This window comes from Pseudoalteromonas sp. SANK 73390 (genome assembly GCF_054966645.1).
This window is the reverse complement of record NZ_ARPN01000027.1, coordinates 1-19,464: the sequence shown is the minus strand read 5'-3', so window position 1 is coordinate 19,464 and position 19,464 is coordinate 1. Positions and strand designations below refer to the sequence as shown.

The following is a 19,464-nucleotide window of genomic DNA, read 5'->3' as shown; positions in this document are numbered from 1 at the left end:
CTCAGACCCACTGAGGCACTTGTCGCTGATTTTAAAATATATATTTCAGTTTTGCAGCAAAATAACGTCCTGGCTGCGTATATTGGTTAAAATTAACCTCTTTATTTTGCCCTGCCACGTCCTGATATGAAATATATTCTTTATCTAGCATGTTAAACACGCCACCATGTAGCTGCCAATTGCCAATTTGATACTGTGCAAATAAGTCTAAAGTACCCCAGCCACTAGTTTGTGCCATTTGTTCATCAGCTACTTTATCCATATGTTGCGCCGCACGAACCGCTGCAGTCAAAGATAATTCTCCTATGTCGTAGCGTGCCTTTATGTAACCATTGAGTGGGCTAATAGAGTCAATGTACTTATCTGTCGTGGTGTCTTTACCATCTAGGTAGGTAATACCTGCATCAATGGCAAAGCGCTCGTTTAACCACATAGTATAGCTTGCCTCAACGCCTTTGATTTCAACATCCGACAAATTCTGATATTGATAGTACGATTTGTTAACACGCGGAATAAAAGTAGGCTCAGACCTTACCAACTTTGATGCAATAAAGCCGTCAAACTGGGTATTAAATGCAGACAACGTAAATTGATGATTTTCAAAGTCGCCTTTTAATCCCAGTTCAACACCTTGACTGTATTCAGGTTCAAGCGCTGTATTGGGTAAAATTTGATAGAACGGCTCAACGCCATGGCTTTGATAGGCTTGGTCGTGTGGTGGAATTTTAAACCCTTCTGCATATTGCACATAAGCACGCATATTGTCGTTCAAAGTATAGATAAGCCCAACCTTGGGTGAAAATGCGGTTTCATCTATATCTTTAAAATCAGCCCCATCATATAGCGGACTATGTTTTGCTTGCATATCAAAATGATCCCAACGTACCGCAAGCTGCAACTCCAATAGTTCATCAACCAGCGCTATATTGCTTTGTACAAACACACCTAGCATGTCAGTATCGGCACCCGGAAAGGCTTTTTGTGGTTGTTTATCAAACTCACTTTGCCCTGTTGCATCTAATCGTGTTTTAAAACGCGGTCGGGTTGTGTCGTAACGCTCAAAGTCAAACCCATAAACAAGTTGTTGGTCAATTCCTCCAGTTACCAGCTTTTTGTCTAACACTAATTTAGCGCCTAAGATCTGCTGCTCAAAACGGTAGTCATTATGATCAACATAAGGGCCTGTTCGCCCATTACCTGCACGAACTTGCGCACTTTTTTGTTCAAAGTCGGTTATATAAACCTGTGCGTCTAAATTATCGTACATACTTGTTGAGGCACTGCTTTTAAAGCCAATAGAAAAAGATAAATTGGTATTTTCATCCACTGTTTCTTGTGCACCAACTGCAACAACCTGCGTTGTTTTTTGCTCAAATAAATCGACGGTTGCCAGCAATGTATCCGTTTGGTTTATTCGTTGCTGCGACTTTAAAACAACAGCATTGCTGTCGTAGTCAAATTCAGGCAAGTCTTCATTGAAGTTTTGTGTTTCTTTGCCATCACGACGCGTCAATACAATGGATGTGGCATTGTCACCAAAGCGCTTAGCAAATGCACCTGTTAATGAGGTTTCATCGCTTAAGCCATTAAAACCCACTTGTACACTGGCAAATTGTGCTTGCTTGTTTAGGTGATCTTCTGGTGTTTTACTTGAGATAACGACGATGCCACCAAGCGCATCAGAGCCGTATAATGAAGAAGCAGCGCCTTTGGCAACTTCTATTTGCTTTACCCCTTCAACATCTAAATACCCGCGACCTACTAATAAACCGTTGCCGCCTTGGTAAGCATCATTAAGCCTGCGACCATCTTTAACATAAACAACTCGATTGCCGCCCATACCACGAATATTTAACGCCTGTGCTTGTCCTGCACTCCCTGTGGCATTAATACCGGTTTGAAAACGAAATGCCGTGCTCAAATCAACCGCAAGTTCTGCAGCTATATCTTGCTCAGTAACCACATTAACACTACCAGCAACATCTGATAGCTTTTGATCAATGCGTGAGCCAGTGACCACGATTACTTCACTATTTTTTTCAAACTCTTCTGCAAACACACTGGTGCTGTTGGCGCACGCCATAATCAAACCAAGAGAAATTGCGGTGTGTTTAAATACCATTTTTATATACCTCAAACAGGGAAACAAGTAATTGCTCGACACTATAAAAGCACAACCACTCAAATGCAAATGAAAATAACTATCACTTAGATATAGATTTAATTCCCCTTTTTATATACACTACACTCCTCAAGTAGCGCGTGCTAACAAGCTAAACAAGCAACAGCTGCTCAAAAAAGTAAGTTCATAAAAGACGAGAAAAAGATGAAACTAAAACTATATCTATTCTTAACATTGTTTATACATAGCTTTAGCGCTCACGCTGAGCGTTTGGTCATTGCCGGTGGAACATTAACAGATATCGTGTTTGCACTGGGCGCTGGCAATCAAGTTGTTGCCGTGGATACATCAAGCACTTGGCCTGAACAAGCAACCGCTTTACCCAAAATTGGCTATTACCGAGATTTAGCAGCTGAAGGCATATTAGCGCAATCACCAACGCTTGTTTTAACACTTGAAGGAAGTGGCCGACCTGAAGTACTCACTCAGCTACGTGATACCGGTATTCGCCTTAATCACTACAAAAAGCCCACCCAAGTAAATGAGTTATTTGCGCTAATAAAAACCATAGGTGACGACTTAAACAAACAACATAATGCAACAGCACTAATTAAGAAGCTAACACAGCAACTGCCCAAGCCTACTGAGCCCACCAGCCTCACTGCGCTGTATATTTTTTCATCTGGTGATCGCGGTGTGCTAGTTGCTGGTAAAGAAACCGTACCAGATGTGTTATTACGCTATACAGGCATTAAAAATTTAGCAACTGGGTCTGGCTTTAAGCCATATAACCTCGAAGCTCTGCTAGCAAGCAACCCCGACTTTATCATTGCTCCTAGCCACAACGTACAGTCGCTAGGCGGCAAAGAAGCGTTTTGTAAGCAACCTTCATTGGCTCTTTTACCTGCGGCACAAAAATGCCAGTTACTGGTAATGGATACCTTGATATCGGTCGCTATGACATCGCGTTTACCTGAAGCCATTGCTATTTTGGCGAACTACACACGCAATACATTATGAACAATATTGCGCACCCACTCCTTAATACCAAACAGCATATTCACTGGTATTGGTTAAGTGCTGCACTACTGGGCGTGCTGGCTTGGTTATCACTTAGTAGTGGTGCCGTTGGCTGGGACTGGAAAATGCCAATTTTATGGTTACTACCTGAGTCCATGACCAGCGATGTTGAACCACTACATATCAGCGTTGTGACTCAAATTCGCTTACCTAGGTTGGTATTGGCAATTTTAATTGGCGCGGTATTGGCAAGCTCTGGCGCTGCCACACAAGCATTGTGCAGAAACCCTTTGGCAGATCCCAGCCTAATGGGCATTACAGGTGGAGCAGCAATGGCTGCCGTAGCTATAATCGCACTCAGTGCCAAAGTCAGCTTTATTCACGAAGCGATGGTGACACCCGCGGCTTTTATTGGTGCTATCAGTGTAACGGCGCTTATTCATAAAGTAGCAAGCCATCAAGGGCAAGTGCAGATCACCACCTTATTATTGGCAGGTGTTGCCATTAATGCGATGGCTATGGCAGTAATTGGCTTATTTAGCTTTTTTGCTGATGATAGCGCTTTACGATTGATGACTTATTGGCAAATGGGGTCTTTAGGTGGCGCAAGTTGGTCAGCAATGCAATATGGCGCACCGCTTATTATTGTGAGTATTAGTGCCTTATTTGTACGACGCAAAAAAATTAATGCGCTCATGTTGGGTGAACTAGAGGCCCGCCACTTAGGCATTAATGTTAAAAAGCTTAAAACAGAAATTGTGATTATTGTCGCGCTAGGTGTTGGCGGTGCTGTCGCATTGGCTGGTATGATTGGCTTTGTAGGGCTATTGGTGCCTCACGTTGCACGCCTACTTGTGGGGCCTGATCTTAGACGTATGTTACCACTGAGTATGTTACTCGGTTGTGTGCTCATGCTCATAGCCGATTGGATATCGCGATTAGTGGTTGCACCTTCTGAGCTTCCTATTGGCATAGTCACTGCGCTTTTTGGTAGCCCATTTTTTGTTTATCAACTTTTAAAGCAAAAGCGAGGTCAACATGCTTAGTTGTCAGCAGTTATCTATTCAGCGAGGACAAAAACGCATTTTGCAAGCGGTTAACTTTACACTTAACAGTGGCGAATTTGTGGTACTACTGGGTGAGAACGGCGCTGGTAAATCAACGTTATTAAGTGCAATTTGTGGCGATATTCCATTTTCTGGTGACATTTGTTTTGCCAATAAAGCCATTGCCGCCCATGACGAACAAACGCTTGCTACCAAGCGAGCGGTCCTTTTGCAAAACAACCGCGTTAACTTTGCATTTTCTGCCGCGCAACTGATTGCAATGGGCCGCTACCCATATCATGAATCTGAAAATGAACAAGCAGCCGTGGTCAGTACACTCATCGATCAGTTAAACTTAGCTAAATTAGCACCAAGAGATATCACTGAATTATCAGGCGGCGAATTTCAACGTGTGCAATTTGCCCGTTGCTTAGCTCAGCTCAACGCACATAAAAGTACCACAAAAGGTAAATTAATGTTGCTGGATGAGCCGACATCAGCACTTGACATGCACCACCAACATCTTACTTTGAGCAAAGCTAAAGCATTTGCTCAACAAGGCAATACCGTGGTCGCCGTGTTACATGATTTAAACCTAACCTCTTTGTATGCTGACCGTGTACTATTATTAAACCAAGGACGACTATGTCACGATGGTAAGCCACAAGAGGTTTTACAGCATTCGGTATTACAACCAATTTATAAAACCGATATGCAAATAACAACGCACCCAAATTATCAAATTCCGATGATATTTTCAGAACCAGAACGAGGAGTAACCCATGCGTGAACAAGCGGCCTTTGAAGCCCGAACATTAGTCAGACAATCCAATGTTTGCGTTATTTCAACTATTTCTAAAAACCTAGCTGGGTATCCATTTGGTTCGGTTTCGCCCTTTATGAGCGACAATGAAGGCCGATTAGTATTTTACATTGCAGGTATAGCGCAGCACTCAAGAAACTTATCTGAAGATAGCAAAGTATGCGCGACGGTATTTGATGCCGCCGAGCAAGGGGACCAAAATGCCCATGCACGCGTAACCATTGTTGGCGATGCCACATTAGTACCCGAAGATGAATGTGAAGCATTGCTCGCACGATACGAGCGACAATACCCAGAAGCGGTCAGCTATCGCCAAGCACACGATTTTGCACTTTGGCGTATGGACGTAAAACGTGTACGTTACATTGGTGGGTTCGGTCATATCTTTTGGATAGAAAAAGACGAATGGCAGCAAGTTCAACCGCAGTGGAATTTAAACGACGAAACCAATATGGTTGAGCACATGAACCAAGATCACAGCGATGCCAACCGGTTAATTTTAAAGCTAACCCATAATATTGAAGCGCAAGAGGTGCTCATGACCACTATTTTAACCGATGGCTGTTACCTGCGCGCGAATGAAAAAAATCACTATGTACAGTTTGAAAAACGCTGCTTAGATGCAACTTCAGTGCGTAAAGAGCTGGTCAGGTTGACCAAAGCTGCGCGTGAGCAAAAAGCGGAGCTGAGTACTATTTAACCTCAATTTATCATGCTTCAGATAGGTTGGATGCGCATTGTGCCATCCAGCCTTTTGGCATATACAGCTCTACAAGTTTTATGTAACCGCACTGATAAGCACCAAAATACTCACTGTTGCAAACAACACCCAAGACAAATGCCTGCCTTTAGACCCCAGTAACGCAATAAGAAAGTGGATACTAAAAGTGATAAAAATAATTTGTGCAACAATGCCCTTGTCCAGTTCAGGCTGCGCTAAAGCAACCACAATACCAGCAAACCCAAGCCATGCAATAGACGTTAAATGCCATGCAAAACGTAGCGTGCGTTTGGTAAAATCGTCACTGCCAAATAACTTTGGCAAGTTGTTACGTTTAAATAATCTACACAGAATGTAACGCTCCCCAAGATATGAATGAGCAATCGCAACTACGAGCAATAAAATGGCACAAAGATATAAGATAAATTCCATTTCTTCTCCTTAAAAAGCATTAACACAGTACACTTCAACAGTTTGCTTAAATGACATTACCAGCAAAACTCAAAAAGTACTATGGCGCTCACCGTCCTTCAAACCAAGTAATATCAATTGCATTAAGTAAGTGTTCAGATATTGCGGCAGATAAATGGCTTAGTAACAAGGCAAATATTTCGCTATGTAGTTATTCTACATGAGAAATGTTTAACGCAGTTAATGAGTTATTTAGCTCGCTAGAATGATCAATAATTTAATAAAATTGGTATAACATATCATCGCGCACTACAACAGCTTTACTCGCTCATCTACACACTCGTAAGAGCCCATTTCAAACTCACGGCATATCCAAGGTCTATTTTCGTAAATAGTGCACATGAAGGTGTCTCTGTCTAAGGCGGCGCATAAGCCGTCGCCTAATCGTTGCATTGTTTCGCCACCATACTGATCACGTTGGATAAACTTTTCTGGCACGCCGGTGTCTGACATAATCATCACTTCAAGGCGGCAACAACATGCTTGGCAACTAGCGCAAGATACACTGCTCGAAAGAGTGTCTTTGATCGGTATATTCATGAGTACCTATAATTTTACTAATTATCCATAATACCTGAATTCTAGTATGGCTACTCTCTATTTATACCAAGTTAGATAATTTAGGTAACACCAATAATTAAACCCCCGCAAAATTCACAGTTTTACCCATAAAAAACCGAATGCAGTACATTCGGGTTTTTCTTTTTCCTCTTTGCTTTACGGCACGTAGTGCATACTCGGTACGATTAATTGCCTACCTCCAAACTCTGACGCATCTGCATCAAGGTCCATGGAATTTATAGACTGCACTAAATTCTCAAACATCCATTCCACTTTTGCATCTGTCATGGTAGCAATGCTATCTGATAGTGTAACCTCGGCCTTACCATGCAGGATATTTTTGTCCCAAATTCTTGTCTGAGCATGTTCAATGCCAACTGCCGTAATACTGCGAGATTTTCTGCTCCATTATCTTGATAAATTTGGCAATTATCCTCATTCATACTCACATCCAGTACCCAATGCAGACTGTTTTCTATTTGCCAATGGTGGCGAACGCCATTAGCCAGTTGCTGTTCATTTAAATTGACTGAACTGATGTGATATCGGTAGCTTAATTCTGGCTCTTTGCCTTTGGTTGCCCGAAAGCCAATGCTCATGCCTAGTGTACGCAATTGGGGCCATTGGGGAAACTGCTCTGCCAGCGCGCTGGCATCTTGTGTATAGTATATTCTGGCCTCAATTCGAGCCTTATTTTTTCTATAATAATGCCATCCATCGGCTGCTGACGCTGGGTTTTAAATGCTCGTTTTACCGCTTCAAATAAGGTGCTTTGATTTGCTTTTAGTGCTAATAAATAGTCTCCTCCCTTATCAATAATTTTCTCGGCAATATCCGTTTGGCAGCCCATTGCGTCAATGGATACCAGTGCGCCACTGACGTCTAACATATCTAATAACTCTGGAATGGCAGTAATTTCATTCGACTTATCAGCTGTGTTTATTTGCCCAAGGACAAGTTTGTTGGCGCAGGCAAAGACGTTCACCATATGAATGGTGGCGCTGCGGTCATCGCGATGATAAGAGCTTCGCAGTGTCTTGCCGTCTATCGCAATAAGTTCGCCTGAAGTGTTTTTTTGAATATCACGCATCCAATTGGCGAAACAAAACTGAAACGGTTCCGGGTCAATGCGTGATAACGTGCGGGCAATCGTATCGTCGGCGGGTACACCATCAACCAAAAAGCCATGCTTTTGGAACCACTCAAGATATCCTTCTGCATAATCTCGAATATCTGACCAGCCTTGAGCACCTGCAATTATTCCACACAGGGACACGAACATTAAGTCATGCAGCGGATAGTGGACCTTAGCAGTTTGTCGGCAGTCTTTAATTGCATTAAAGTGGGTAGTAAAGCTTCAAGGAACATGGAGTGATGCTCAAAAATGAGTATGAGCTCACAGCAAGCGCGCGAGGTCAACTTTAGAGTATTTTTTGCTTAAATAATGTTCGCGATCTTGCCCTGATGCTTCGTACCGTTAGGAAGAGTATATTCTCTAGAGGTAACAGGTCTAGAAAGGTTATAACTCTCAAAATACCTATGATTTAGTAAATCCATTTATCTGTCCTTAAATTAAAGCTTTTTATAGAAAAATTTGAAAAGCACCAAAGAGAATTTAAAATAAAAATTAACAAGCCCACCTATAACGATAAAAAAAACAAATAACCCGGGAGCACCAAATAACAACAAAGCCTCTTTTGACTCGTAAATAAAGAATCGCTCTACCTCACCAGCTTCGTTCAACCCACCTCCCCCCATATAAAACAAATGATAACAAGCGTACGCAGCCAAAAAGTGATATACAAAAAGATGTAAAAATCCATAGCACAGCTTTTCTGACTTACTATAGTTTTGAAAAGATTTTTTTACCCTCTTAATCACAACCGAGCTGTCACACAAGAAAAAACCAACTAATGAAACTGGTATAAAAAACAAGACCCACACAGTATAAATACCGCCATGATATGGATACATATAACCGGAAGACAACTCCTGCGCCTTCATAACAGGGTTTATTCCTCGATGAAACTCAACAATAGCACTATACCAATATGGGTATGCAGAATCAGTACTTAGGCGAAGCATCACTGCTTTATAATCTACCCAAAAGTAATAAATCATTACATGTAAAAAAATATAAAATAAAAAGAGAACACATATGGATCTTATTGCTAATAATTCAACTCGTGGGTACCAAACTGGTTCTTTCTCAAGCTTTTTAAAACACACATTTAAAAAATAAAGTAACATATTTAAACCTTATAGAACCTAAACACCATCTTCAACAGTACAGAGCCAATACTTTATGTGTTTAGATGATATGATTTGGCAATTACCGCATCAGCGATGGTGTCAAGTTGAGGATCAAAGTGCACCAGTACATTATCTGGATCAATACCACCTACTAACCCAGTATCAACGGAGAGCTCCGAACCTATTAGCCCACCTTCGGTAATAGAGCCGTCAGTATTAATCCAACGTTTAGTGCCATCTGGTAAAGTATACTCCCGAGCCACAACAGGCGTTGACAAGCTATACTTTTGAAAATATCTATGCTGTAAATTATCCATTTTGGAAGCTCCCTCTTAAATTAACTTTTTAAAATAATAACAAACTCTAATATAAACATGGATCAAAGAACCAATAACCATAAAGAAAAAAACAGGCCCGCCGCTCCAAAAAACATCAGCTCCTCTTTATTCCTATAAATAAAAAATCGCTCCGAAACACCATCATTATTAATATACGGGGTCCCCATAAGAAAAATATGGTAATATGCATACCAGCAAACGAAATGCAAAACAATCAAAATAATAATAACAAATAAGTATGAATAAAGTTTTGTTCGTCCTTGAATCTTACTCTTAAGGTTCTTTACTAGTAGAGATAAGTTGGCGAAGAGCAGACCATATAAAATCATTGGTACAGAAAATATCACCCACACGGTATAAATCGCACCATGGTAGAGTTCCATAGAGCCCGATGCCTTTGCTTGTTGCTCAAGAACTGGATTAAAACTGCTATGCCAATTAACAATGACTTCAAGCCATTTCGGATACCCCTCTACACCACCCGAAGCACTATATACTTGAGGATCAATCAACACGTAGTAAATAAAAATATGCAGCAAAATAAATAAAGCCAACATAGCGTATAGAAAATAATTGGCTTTCTTTATATCTATACCAGCAACTGAATACGGCTCCTGTATTTTTTTAAAAAAACGCTGCTTAAAACACATATTCCACCTCATTAAAATAGCAAATATAAAAAACCAAAAAACACCACCACTCCCTTTTATTATTTACTTTATACAATCGACTCAAAGCAAAAAACACAACACCATATATAAAAAACAAAAAGGAGAATAAAACCCAAACAGTGTATAGCGCAATACTGTAAGGGTTTATTTTAAGCGATGATTGTATATGGGGTGCTAGAATAGGCAATTTAATACAGTAGCAATCAATCAAGTATAAATACCACATTGGAAAACCTGATTGACCTCCACTGCGAGTATATTCTGTAGGTTCAATAAGGAAAAAGTAAATCACAACATGAAGAAGTAAGAACATGAGCAACATACTAAGAAGGCATATAAGCCTCACTTTCTTTATGTTAGTACTTATGTTCTCAAAATATGATAATTGATCAAAAACTTGTGTTCGCAACATACACTCTTTCCTTAAGGTAGTTAGTTGTACTTACTACGTTTAATGTCAGCGCTCCCTCGCGCCTTCTTGCATATGCTGCATAACCGGTGACAGTAAAAACTCAACAATATATCGCTGCCCTGTTTTTACTTCAGCGGTTACATTCATCCCTGCGCTCAAGGGAACTTCTCTACCATCCACATTGAGGGACTGCTTATCAAGTTTAACTTTTATTGGAAAAATCAAACCTAATTGTTCGTGCTCTACAGCATCGGTAGAGACATCAATTAGAGTCCCTTCAATCACCCCATACCGCGTAAATGGAAAGCTCTCTACTTTTACTTCAACACTTTGCCCTGCATAAGCAAAACCAATGTCTTTGTTGAGTAACCCTGCTTCTACAATAAGCTCATCATCTTGCGGCTCTGCGCAGCATTAATCACAGGGTCTAACTCAAGTAACAAATCCCCTTTACTGACCTTTTGCCCTTCTTCCACATAAATTTTAGACACGACACCGGTTTCCATCGGCTGAACTGTTTTAACACGCTGCTTTGGAACAACTTTTCCATTGGCGGTAGCAACAATATCAATCGGACTAAAACACACCCAAGCAACCCCTACAATCAATAGTGACACTAATGCCCATACTATACCGCGAGCCAACTTAGGTGGAGGGGCAGCCTGTATTTCCAAGGCTGCCGGTAAAAATTCATAATCTATCACTTGAGACTTCATACCAGCTGCCTATTGAGTTTTGTTTCACTAAATTGCAGCTGGTAAAGGTAGTGGTAATGGCCTTGAGAGGCTAATAACTTTTTATGTGTTCCTTTTTCCACAACTCTTCCCTTATCTAACACCACAATACTGTCTGCATGTTGCACAGCACTCAGACGATGCGCGATAATAAATACCGTTCTGCCATGGCTGATCTTTTGCATGTTCTGTTGAATGATCCTTTCAGACTCGTAGTCAAGCGCACTTGTTGCCTCATCAAAAATCAAAATAGATGGGTTAGTCAGTAATGCTCTTGCAATGGCAATACGCTGTCTTTGTCCACCAGAGAGGTTAGCACCTTGTTCACCGACTTCTGTATCGTAGGCATGTGGCAATTCCAAAATAAAATCATGTGCACCCGCCAGTTTTGCAGCTTTTATAACTAAATCTAACGATGCTGAAGGATCGCTAAGCGCGATATTGTCACGTACACTGGCATTAAATAAAAAGTTTTCCTGCAACACCACCCCCACTTTTTGCCTGAGCCAACTGGGGTTAATCAATGAAAGGTCAACATTATCTACCAGTACTGGCCTGAGTTCACTAAATATAAACGCTGAACTAATTTAGTTAACGAACTTTTCCCTGACCCTGATCTACCCACAATACCTATAGTTTCGCCAGCTTTAACATCAAGGTTGATATCGCTCAACACATTAGGCCGCTCAGGCGAATAACAAAAGCTCACATGTTCAAAACGTACTGAGCCATTGAGTTGTGGTAAAGACAGTTTGTTTTTTTCGCCACTTTCAGTCGGGGAGTTAAGTATATCTCCTAGTCTTTCGACGGATATTCTCGCTTGTTGGAAGTCTTGCCAAAGGTTTGCAAAACGCATAATCGGAGCTGTAATTCTCTGCGCCAGTAAATTAAAGGCAATAAACTGACCTATCGAGAGGTTGCCATCTGTCACAGCTATTGCACCGAAATACAAAATGAGTAACCCAGTTAATTTAGTAATAAAAGAAGAACATTGACCATAAACATTATTTAATTGCCCAGATTTAAAAGACACGCTGACATAATCTGCCAATTTATCTTCCCATTTGCTGCGCATTTGCGGCTCAATCGCAAGCGACTTTACCGTTTCTACACCATGAACTGATTCAACTAAAAATGAATGATTTTCAGCACTTCGCTGAAACTTTTGTTCCAGATTGTGCCGGAGTTTCGGGCCTAGAATAAGTGCAATAGCAAAATAAAATGGTAGGCTACCAACAACAATCCAAGTTAGCATTGGTGCATAATAAAACATGACAGCAAAAAACACCGATGTAAACAGCATATCCAGTACAACTGTCAGTGCCGACCCTGTCATGAAGTCTCGAATGGTATCTAACTCTTTTAATCTAGCAACGGTATCGCCCACTCTGCGTGACTTAAAAAAGGCAATAGGCAGCTTCAGCATATGATCATACAAAAGAGAGCCCAGCTCAACGTCCACTCGGTTTGTTGTATGACTAAATAAGTAACCGCGTAAACCTGTTAGCAATACTTCAAAAGTAATAACGAAAAGAAACCCGATTGCTAACACATCAAGCGTGGTCATCCCTTTATGAACCATAACTTTATCTATCGCAACTTGGAAAAAAATGGGGGAAGCAAGCGCTAGTAACTGGATAAAAAATGAAGCGATAAGCACATCAGTAAAAAAGCGCTTGTACTTAGCCATCACGGGTAAAAACCATTTAAACCCAAAACGCGCAGTTTGTGTCAGTAACCCTTGGCGTGGGATAAGCATCAAAAGCTGTTGTTCATAGCTTTCATAAAACGACTCATTGGATACCAGCTCAACAGGCTTGCTGGAAGTAACATCTTGTACCAATACTCCCTTCTCTGAGCAACCCACAATGAGCACAAAGTGTCCCTCAACATGTTTTGCAATCACAGGAAATATTTTCTGGTTAAGCATTGAGACAGGGGTTGCTTTAAACTTAGCTCTAAACCCCAGTGACTTTGCGGCACGGATCAACTGGATATTAACAAACTTAGATTCGCTAAGTTTAGAGTCTGTAAAGTTACGCCTCAACTCGTCGATATTAACGGCTCGCTTGTGGAACCTACCTGCCAAAGCAAGGCAAACCAGTCCTGATTCGAACTGGTGGTAATTTTTATCATCCATGATACTTCTTTTATATAGTAAATGTGTGACGCAGTGAATGCAGTTAAAACCACACCCTTTTATGGCCGCAAGTCTAGCATAGCCAGATACACTTTAAAATAAATTTAATACATTGATTTACAATGAAAAACCCCATTTTAATTAATGATTTGATTTCATTTTTCACACAAGAAAAACATAATACTAACTGGTAAAACGCATTATTAACTTACCCTTTATGTTACGCATTACCACTGGTTAAAACATAACCATACAGCACAAACATTACATACACTTTACCCTTCTTAGTAATGAACTAGAAACATCTGCACACACCAGTATCAAACAGCGATGCGAGCACGCTAAAGAAGGTAAACAACCAAGTCAATTAGCTCGATTTGCAGGCAAACCAAGAAAACATATCTCCAAAGGTCTACCTTTTGAACTCAAATCTTACCTAGAATTAGTTGAGCTGACAGGTAAGTGTATTCGAGCCGATAAATATGGCTATTTATAGAATCGAATCAAACGCCTATTTTAAAGCGCCTTAATATTAAAGCCGAAAACTGGCTTAAACTAACCACTCAATTTGAAAAGGTATTTCATAGCGCTGTAGGCAGAGCCAATTCGCTTGATATATATTGCCAAAGGCAAAAACGAAAACGAAAACGAAGAAATTGCATATCCCACACGAAAGCATTGTTAGTCTGACGCAAAATATTAATTTATTTAATATGATAATATGCCAACCCAATGGTCGCTATCACTATGGCAAAAATAAGCTAATACGCCCTCTGATACGATTAAAATCCTAAGAATAAGCTCACTTACTACCATTCAAAACCAACTCAGAGCAAAAAAACAGCAACAAAAAGTTCAAGTTAGTTATTCAAAAAGTGACTGTCCGTAGTTATGGATATGGTTTTCGAAGCATAGCACGCATAATACTTTGATTTTATTCTGCTTTATTGAAAAAGCTAAAAGCAATACCAACTCCTGCACCGATAACTATACCAATACCCACATTATCAAAAACAAATTTGCCAAAAATAATACCTATTCCAGCTCCCATAGCTATAGCTAGCCCCATATTGCTAGCTTTAGGTGCTTTGCTTTTATCATCTTCGTTCATCTGAAATATCCTTGTTATGAGTATCACATCAATGTATGAAACCAACGCCTTGCTCTGCTGCACATACTGCGAAGAGCTATTTGTGAAAAATTATCGCACCAACGACACACGCAAAACAAACGCGGCAGTATGTGCCAGATGGAGCAATTTGTTAGGGGCTGCCCAAAGCCATGACTGTTACCATTAAAAATAATGTTAAAAATACTGCATACACAGTCACGAAAGCACCGTAAATAATTGAATTAAAAGTTAAAAAGCGAACAGATTAAACTGTGTAGCATCAGCTCCTGAAACGAGCAACTCTACAACCTCAACGCCTATTAAATGGGCTTAAAACTGTTGGCTAAAATTAGCAATGCACGAGCAAAAAGCCAACAGTTGTTTTGTTCGTTTGATTGCCTTGTTATATTTTTTATACCATAATCCAATATATATTGGTACTTGAGGTTTTTCATTATGGCTAAAAATACGAGCGTAACATTAGGCGAGCATTTCGATCAATTTATAAACCAGCAACTTAACTCAGGTCGCTATGGTTCTGCAAGTGAAGTGGTTCGTGCCGGTTTAAGAGTATTAGAAGATCAAGAAACAAAAATGCTTAATTTACGTAATATGCTTGTAGAAGGTGAAACCAGTGGTATTGCTGATTATTCGTATGATTCCTTAGTCTTAGAGCTAGACAAAGATAACAACTAATGTCGAAATTTGAAGTATCAGGAAAAGCTAAAACAGATTTAATTAAAATAGCTAGATATACTCAATTAACTTGGGGAATAGAACAAAGGAATGATTATTTAAAGCTGTTAGATAATACTTTCCATCAACTAGCAAGTGAACCTATGTTAGGAGTTAGTTGCGATTATATAAGAGAAAGTTACCGAAAATGCCCTCAAGGTAGTCACGTAATTTATTACAAAGAATACCAAACAAGCCAAATTTTAATTGTAAGGATCTTACACAAGAGTATGGATGTTAGCCGCGCTCTGTGAAAAATATAACAGCTTATTCTCTCCCAAAATATCGGAATAACTACCGACAAAACAAGCTATATTACGTGTCTCAATCTTCCCTCGCAAAAAGCGTAATGTAAACAACTGGTAAAGAGCGCTCAAAAATAGCCTTCGTCAAATGTGGACAAAACGTGCCGTAATAATGCTATCGGACAAATAACTAGCTATAAAAAACAACACTTCTAACACAAAAAACGGCTTATAACGTTATGTTTTTTGACCATAGTGTAAGTGTCGTTGTGCTAACAAATAGGCACAAAAAACCCGAGTTTAACCCGAGTTTAACCCGAGTTTAACTCGGGTTTTTCTCACTCATTATTCATTAAAACTTAGGGCCACCACCGCCCATCATGCCCGGTGGCATCATGCCTTTCATGCCACGCATCATTTTTTGCATGCCACCTTTACCTTTCATCTTTTTCATCATTTTTTGCATTTGCGTAAATTGCTTCAACAATTTGTTGATGTCTTGTACTTGTGTACCAGAGCCTGCTGCAATGCGTTTTTTACGTGAGCCTTTGATGATTTCAGGACGTGTACGCTCTTTCGGTGTCATGGAGCTAATGATAGCTTCCATTTGTACAAAAGTTTTGTCGCCCACTTGGCCTTTTACAGCATCAGGCAAATTGTTCATGCCCGGCAGTTTTTCTAACATCGACATCATACCGCCCATGTTTTTCATTTGCTTCAGCTGCTCTGCAAAGTCTTCTAGGGTAAAGCCATCACCTTTAAAGACCTTTTCAGCCATTTTACCGGCTTTGTCTTTATCAACCTTCATCTCTACTTCTTCGATGAGTGATAACATATCACCCATGCCCAAAATACGAGACGCTATACGGTCTGGGTGGAATGGTTCTAACGCGTCAGTTCGCTCCCCTACACCCATAAATTTAATTGGTTTACCGGTAATATGACGAATCGATAATGCTGCACCACCGCGCGCATCACCATCAGTTTTAGTTAAAATCACACCGGTTAATGGTAATGCTTCATCAAATGCTTTGGCTGTGTTGGCCGCATCTTGACCAGTCATTGAGTCAACCACAAACAACGTTTCGATTGGGTTTATCGCACTGTGCAGTGCTTTAATTTCATCCATCATGTCATTGTCGACATGTAAACGGCCTGCAGTATCAACAAGTACCACATCGATGAACTTTTTCTTGGCGTGGCTAATTGCATTAGTGGCAATATCGACTGGCTTTTGCGAAATATCACTTGGGAAAAAGTCAACGTCTACTTCGTTTGCCAAAGTTTCAAGCTGCTTGATTGCCGCTGGACGGTATACGTCGGCACTGACCACAAGCACAGACTTTTTCTTACGCTCTTTTAAAAACTTAGCTAATTTACCAATACTGGTGGTTTTACCCGCACCTTGCAGACCTGCCATCATTACAACCGCTGGCGGCTGTGCAGCTAGGTTCAGCTCTTCATTTGACTCGCCCATGGCTTTTTCAAGCTCTTCGCGAACAATTTTAATGAATACCTGACCGGGACTAAGGCTTTTGGTTACCTCAACGCCAACCGCACGTTCTTTTACTTGTTTAACAAACTCACGAACCACAGGTAACGCGACATCGGCTTCAAGTAGCGCCATACGGACTTCGCGCAGTGTTTCTTTGATATTATCTTCGGTTAGACGGCCTCTGCCGCTGATGTTTTTTAGCGTTTTACCTAAACGGTCCTGGAGGTTTTCAAACATGTATTAGGTTCCAATAAATCGTAATTGCTAAACATTATACTGATATGGCCCCGACTAATACAGTGTTCAAGTGCATACAAAGTTTCTTTTTAGAAACTCTATGCAAGAAGCAATGCTTAAAATACAATGGCTCTATAAAGGAAATTTATTATTAGGCACACTTTGATGTTGATTGTTAGCTTGTCTTTATTTGCCAGTCTGTTTTATGTGCTTGCCACAGGTCATGTTTTATCACGCCTGTTTGACAAAGACGGCCCAAATCAAAAGCTCACCATTATTTTAAGTACACTGGCAATTTTGTCGCACATGCTGCTGCTAGTAAACTCCGTGTTTACTCATGAAGGGCAAGATTTAAGCACCGTTAACGTTGCTTTGCTAACCTGTTGGGTAATTGTAGTCAGTGTCACCACAGTATCATTAAAGTTTCCTGCCACCTTATTGCTGCCTGTAGTGTATGGCTTTGCTGCCATTTTACTTACTGCAAGCCTCTTTATTCCCCATCACATGGTGATGCAAACCATCAATATTGATTTAGGTTTGGTGGTGCATATTTCTTTGTCTTTACTTGCCTACTGCGTGCTTATTATCGCGACTTTATATGCGGTACAATTTTTTTACATAGATAACCGATTAAAACATAAAGACCTCGCAATTATGCACAGCCACTTACCGCCGCTCATGCAAGTAGAAAGACAGTTGTATCAACTGCTAACCATAGGCACAACATTGTTAACATTGGCACTTATCTCAGGGTTTACATTTTTAGATGGCATGTTTGCTAAAGAGTTTATCCATAAAACGGTATTGTCTTTGATGGCTTGGACTATTTTTGCAACGGTTACTTTAGGTCATCATAGATTTGGCTGGCGTGGCAAATCTGTGGTAATTTCTATCATGGTAGCTTCAGGTTTAATGACTCTTGCTTATTTTGGCAGCAGATTTATTCAAGAAGTTATCCTAGGTAAGTTTTAGCTTGACTCTTATAGCCAGCTAACGCTTAATACACGCTCAAAAGTAAGAAAGGGATCCACTGTTGGACGACATATCTACAAGCACTTTATTTATTGTATTGGGCTTGCTTATCATGATGTCAGGCTATTTTTCTAGCTCTGAAACTGGGATCATGTCAATAAACCGCATTCGACTGCGTCATCTCGAAAAAGAAAACCACCGTGCAGCTAAGCGTGTAAGTAAACTGCTACGGCGCCCTGACAGGCTCATTGGCCTAATTCTCATTGGTAATAACTTAGTAAACATTGCTGCTGCTCAAGTAGCAACCATTATTGGCTTGCGCTTGTATGGTGATATGGGCATTGCTATCTCAACCTTTGTGCTCACATTAGTGGTGCTCATTTTTGCTGAAGTAACACCAAAAACATTGGCAGCGCTTTACCCTGAAAAGGTCGCTTTTCCTAGCTCCATTATTTTAAAAGGTTTATTAAAAGTACTCTTCCCGCTGGTAGTGACCGTTAATTGGATAACCAATGGCATGTTAAAACTATTTGGTATTTCTAATAAACAAATTGAAGAGCATAGCTTAAGTAAAGAAGAACTAAAAACGGTTGTGAACGAATCAAGTGCGCTACTTCCAAGTAACCACCAAAACATGCTCACCTCGATTTTAGACCTTGAACAAGTTACCGTTGAAGACATTATGATCCCGCGCAACGAGATCAATGCCATTGATATCAACGATGATTGGAAAATCATTTCGCGTAAGCTAACCCATGCACAACATACCAGAGTGCTATTATTTAGAGACCAAATTGATGATGCAGTAGGCTTTATTCACTCTCGTGATGCGCTGCGCCTACTCACTAAAGAGCAATTTGATAAACCTTCATTACTGCGTGCCGTGCGTGAGATTTACTATATTCCTGAAGGTACATCACTCAATACGCAGCTGTTAAAATTTCAGCAAAGCAAAGAGCGTATTGGTATTGTGGTCGATGAGTATGGCGATATTCAGGGGCTCGTCACACTTGAAGATATTCTAGAAGAAGTAGTTGGCGACTTTACTACCACACAAACACCTGCAGCCAGTGACGAAGTTAATATACAAAGTGACGGCTCAGTACTTGTTGATGGAGCAGCAAATATTCGTGATATCAATAAAGAAATGAACTGGGTGTTACCAACCGAAGGCCCTAAAACACTCAGTGGTTTAATTGTTGAGCACCTTGAGGATATTCCCGATGCGCCTCTTAGTCTAATGATAACCAACTACAAAATGGAAGTCGTTGAATTAAAAGAGAATATGGTTAAACTTGTTAAAGTCATGCCGGGCAAGAAAAAGCATTAACCTATCTATCAGTGTATAAAAAAGCAC

At 40.4% G+C, this 19,464-nt stretch carries 19 protein-coding genes and 3 pseudogenes; 9 read left to right on the top strand and 13 right to left on the bottom strand.

Annotated elements, in window-relative coordinates; translation table 11 throughout:
* Nucleotides 1–31 precede the first annotated feature (31 nt).
* A complete protein-coding gene (locus SANK73390_RS02400; RefSeq protein WP_462763074.1) occupies nt 32–2,122 on the bottom strand; it encodes a TonB-dependent receptor domain-containing protein in 2,091 nt (696 codons plus the stop codon).
* 204 nt (nt 2,123–2,326) lie between these two features.
* On the opposite strand from SANK73390_RS02400, the gene SANK73390_RS02395 reads away from it, so the two are divergent.
* From SANK73390_RS02395 to SANK73390_RS02380, 4 genes are read left to right on the top strand one after another with little or no spacing between them, the layout of a single operon-like run.
* Entirely contained in the window at nt 2,327–3,142 is an 816-nt protein-coding gene (locus SANK73390_RS02395; RefSeq protein ID WP_462763071.1) for a heme/hemin ABC transporter substrate-binding protein, read from the top strand.
* Nucleotides 3,139–4,188 (top strand): FecCD family ABC transporter permease, encoded by a 1,050-nt coding sequence (locus SANK73390_RS02390; protein WP_462763068.1) that lies wholly within the window; start codon nt 3,139–3,141, stop codon nt 4,186–4,188. The genes SANK73390_RS02395 and SANK73390_RS02390 overlap by 4 nt, the downstream gene beginning before the upstream one ends.
* Nucleotides 4,181–4,978 (top strand): heme ABC transporter ATP-binding protein, encoded by a 798-nt coding sequence (locus SANK73390_RS02385; protein ID WP_462763066.1) that lies wholly within the window; start codon nt 4,181–4,183, stop codon nt 4,976–4,978. The genes SANK73390_RS02390 and SANK73390_RS02385 overlap by 8 nt, the downstream gene beginning before the upstream one ends.
* A complete protein-coding gene (locus tag SANK73390_RS02380; protein ID WP_462763063.1) occupies nt 4,971–5,711 on the top strand; it encodes a HugZ family pyridoxamine 5'-phosphate oxidase in 741 nt (246 codons plus the stop codon). Before SANK73390_RS02385 ends, SANK73390_RS02380 begins: the two co-directional genes overlap by 8 nt.
* A gap of 78 nt (nt 5,712–5,789) precedes the next feature.
* On the opposite strand, the gene SANK73390_RS02375 is transcribed toward SANK73390_RS02380, so the two are convergent.
* The 10 genes and pseudogenes from SANK73390_RS02375 to SANK73390_RS02330 form a co-directional block, all read right to left on the bottom strand.
* On the bottom strand, nt 5,790–6,164 hold the full coding sequence (locus SANK73390_RS02375; RefSeq protein WP_462763060.1) for a hypothetical protein: 375 nt from the start codon (nt 6,162–6,164) through the stop codon (nt 5,790–5,792).
* A gap of 288 nt (nt 6,165–6,452) precedes the next feature.
* On the bottom strand, nt 6,453–6,743 hold the full coding sequence (locus SANK73390_RS02370) for a YkgJ family cysteine cluster protein (protein WP_462763058.1): 291 nt from the start codon (nt 6,741–6,743) through the stop codon (nt 6,453–6,455).
* A 177-nt stretch (nt 6,744–6,920) separates the two neighbouring features.
* On the bottom strand, nt 6,921–7,052 hold the full coding sequence (locus tag SANK73390_RS02365) for a hypothetical protein (protein WP_462763055.1): 132 nt from the start codon (nt 7,050–7,052) through the stop codon (nt 6,921–6,923).
* Nucleotides 7,049–8,097: pseudogene (locus tag SANK73390_RS02360) on the bottom strand (ISAs1 family transposase). Before SANK73390_RS02360 ends, SANK73390_RS02365 begins: the two are co-directional and overlap by 4 nt.
* 239 nt (nt 8,098–8,336) lie before the next feature.
* Entirely contained in the window at nt 8,337–9,014 is a 678-nt protein-coding gene (locus SANK73390_RS02355) for a hypothetical protein (RefSeq protein WP_462763052.1), read from the bottom strand.
* A gap of 53 nt (nt 9,015–9,067) precedes the next feature.
* A complete protein-coding gene (locus SANK73390_RS02350; protein ID WP_462763049.1) occupies nt 9,068–9,334 on the bottom strand; it encodes a hypothetical protein in 267 nt (88 codons plus the stop codon).
* Between the two features lie 62 nt (nt 9,335–9,396).
* A complete protein-coding gene (locus SANK73390_RS02345) occupies nt 9,397–10,005 on the bottom strand; it encodes a hypothetical protein (RefSeq protein WP_462763046.1) in 609 nt (202 codons plus the stop codon).
* Between the two features lie 478 nt (nt 10,006–10,483).
* A complete protein-coding gene (locus SANK73390_RS02340) occupies nt 10,484–10,792 on the bottom strand; it encodes a leukotoxin secretion protein D (RefSeq protein WP_462763129.1) in 309 nt (102 codons plus the stop codon).
* Nucleotides 10,793–10,815: 23 nt separating this feature from the next.
* Entirely contained in the window at nt 10,816–11,154 is a 339-nt protein-coding gene (locus SANK73390_RS02335; protein ID WP_462763043.1) for a biotin/lipoyl-binding protein, read from the bottom strand.
* Nucleotides 11,151–13,312, bottom strand: a pseudogene (locus tag SANK73390_RS02330) (type I secretion system permease/ATPase). Before SANK73390_RS02330 ends, SANK73390_RS02335 begins: the two are co-directional and overlap by 4 nt.
* Before the next feature lie 298 nt (nt 13,313–13,610).
* On the opposite strand from SANK73390_RS02330, the pseudogene SANK73390_RS02325 reads away from it, so the two are divergent.
* Nucleotides 13,611–14,002 (top strand): annotated as a pseudogene (locus tag SANK73390_RS02325) (hypothetical protein); the annotation flags it as partial.
* Nucleotides 14,003–14,246: 244 nt separating this feature from the next.
* On the opposite strand, the gene SANK73390_RS02320 reads toward SANK73390_RS02325, so the two are convergent.
* Nucleotides 14,247–14,423, bottom strand: coding sequence for a hypothetical protein (locus tag SANK73390_RS02320; protein ID WP_462763041.1), 177 nt, complete (start codon nt 14,421–14,423; stop codon nt 14,247–14,249).
* 456 nt (nt 14,424–14,879) lie between these two features.
* On the opposite strand from SANK73390_RS02320, the gene SANK73390_RS02315 reads away from it, so the two are divergent.
* Nucleotides 14,880–15,119 carry a type II toxin-antitoxin system ParD family antitoxin gene (locus SANK73390_RS02315; protein WP_462763039.1) on the top strand — a complete coding sequence of 80 codons (240 nt, stop codon included), beginning with the start codon at nt 14,880–14,882 and terminating at the stop codon, nt 15,117–15,119.
* Nucleotides 15,119–15,412 (top strand): type II toxin-antitoxin system RelE/ParE family toxin, encoded by a 294-nt coding sequence (locus tag SANK73390_RS02310; RefSeq protein ID WP_462763037.1) that lies wholly within the window; start codon nt 15,119–15,121, stop codon nt 15,410–15,412. The genes SANK73390_RS02315 and SANK73390_RS02310 overlap by 1 nt, the downstream gene beginning before the upstream one ends.
* A 343-nt stretch (nt 15,413–15,755) precedes the next feature.
* Here SANK73390_RS02310 and ffh read toward each other — a convergent pair whose 3' ends face one another.
* The gene (ffh, locus tag SANK73390_RS02305; protein ID WP_261595285.1) at nt 15,756–17,135 is read right to left on the bottom strand and encodes a signal recognition particle protein; all 1,380 of its coding nucleotides are present in this window, start codon (nt 17,133–17,135) and stop codon (nt 15,756–15,758) included.
* Between the two features lie 165 nt (nt 17,136–17,300).
* On the opposite strand from ffh, the gene SANK73390_RS02300 reads away from it, so the two are divergent.
* Together SANK73390_RS02300 and SANK73390_RS02295 are read left to right on the top strand one after the other, a co-directional pair.
* Nucleotides 17,301–18,107 (top strand): cytochrome C assembly family protein, encoded by an 807-nt coding sequence (locus SANK73390_RS02300; RefSeq protein WP_462763033.1) that lies wholly within the window; start codon nt 17,301–17,303, stop codon nt 18,105–18,107.
* 61 nt (nt 18,108–18,168) lie between these two features.
* Nucleotides 18,169–19,437: an HlyC/CorC family transporter gene (locus tag SANK73390_RS02295; protein WP_462763030.1), complete on the top strand. Its 1,269-nt coding sequence runs from the start codon at nt 18,169–18,171 to the stop codon at nt 19,435–19,437.
* Nucleotides 19,438–19,464 lie beyond the last annotated feature (27 nt).

Excerpts from the sequence above, each read along its gene's own strand:
- SANK73390_RS02400 (WP_462763074.1), bottom strand. The coding sequence starts at position 2,122 with ATGGTATTTAAACACACCGCAATTTCTCTTGGTTTGATTATGGCGTGC.
- SANK73390_RS02395 (WP_462763071.1), top strand. The coding sequence starts at position 2,327 with ATGAAACTAAAACTATATCTATTCTTAACATTGTTTATACATAGCTTT.
- SANK73390_RS02390 (WP_462763068.1), top strand. The coding sequence starts at position 3,139 with ATGAACAATATTGCGCACCCACTCCTTAATACCAAACAGCATATTCAC.
- SANK73390_RS02385 (WP_462763066.1), top strand. The coding sequence starts at position 4,181 with ATGCTTAGTTGTCAGCAGTTATCTATTCAGCGAGGACAAAAACGCATT.
- SANK73390_RS02380 (WP_462763063.1), top strand. The coding sequence starts at position 4,971 with ATGCGTGAACAAGCGGCCTTTGAAGCCCGAACATTAGTCAGACAATCC.
- SANK73390_RS02375 (WP_462763060.1), bottom strand. The coding sequence starts at position 6,164 with ATGGAATTTATCTTATATCTTTGTGCCATTTTATTGCTCGTAGTTGCG.
- SANK73390_RS02370 (WP_462763058.1), bottom strand. The coding sequence starts at position 6,743 with ATGAATATACCGATCAAAGACACTCTTTCGAGCAGTGTATCTTGCGCT.
- SANK73390_RS02365 (WP_462763055.1), bottom strand. The coding sequence starts at position 7,052 with ATGACAGATGCAAAAGTGGAATGGATGTTTGAGAATTTAGTGCAGTCT.
- SANK73390_RS02355 (WP_462763052.1), bottom strand. The coding sequence starts at position 9,014 with ATGTTACTTTATTTTTTAAATGTGTGTTTTAAAAAGCTTGAGAAAGAA.
- SANK73390_RS02350 (WP_462763049.1), bottom strand. The coding sequence starts at position 9,334 with ATGGATAATTTACAGCATAGATATTTTCAAAAGTATAGCTTGTCAACG.
- SANK73390_RS02345 (WP_462763046.1), bottom strand. The coding sequence starts at position 10,005 with ATGTGTTTTAAGCAGCGTTTTTTTAAAAAAATACAGGAGCCGTATTCA.
- SANK73390_RS02335 (WP_462763043.1), bottom strand. The coding sequence starts at position 11,154 with ATGAAGTCTCAAGTGATAGATTATGAATTTTTACCGGCAGCCTTGGAA.
- SANK73390_RS02320 (WP_462763041.1), bottom strand. The coding sequence starts at position 14,423 with ATGAACGAAGATGATAAAAGCAAAGCACCTAAAGCTAGCAATATGGGG.
- SANK73390_RS02315 (WP_462763039.1), top strand. The coding sequence starts at position 14,880 with ATGGCTAAAAATACGAGCGTAACATTAGGCGAGCATTTCGATCAATTT.
- SANK73390_RS02310 (WP_462763037.1), top strand. The coding sequence starts at position 15,119 with ATGTCGAAATTTGAAGTATCAGGAAAAGCTAAAACAGATTTAATTAAA.
- ffh (WP_261595285.1), bottom strand. The coding sequence starts at position 17,135 with ATGTTTGAAAACCTCCAGGACCGTTTAGGTAAAACGCTAAAAAACATC.
- SANK73390_RS02300 (WP_462763033.1), top strand. The coding sequence starts at position 17,301 with ATGTTGATTGTTAGCTTGTCTTTATTTGCCAGTCTGTTTTATGTGCTT.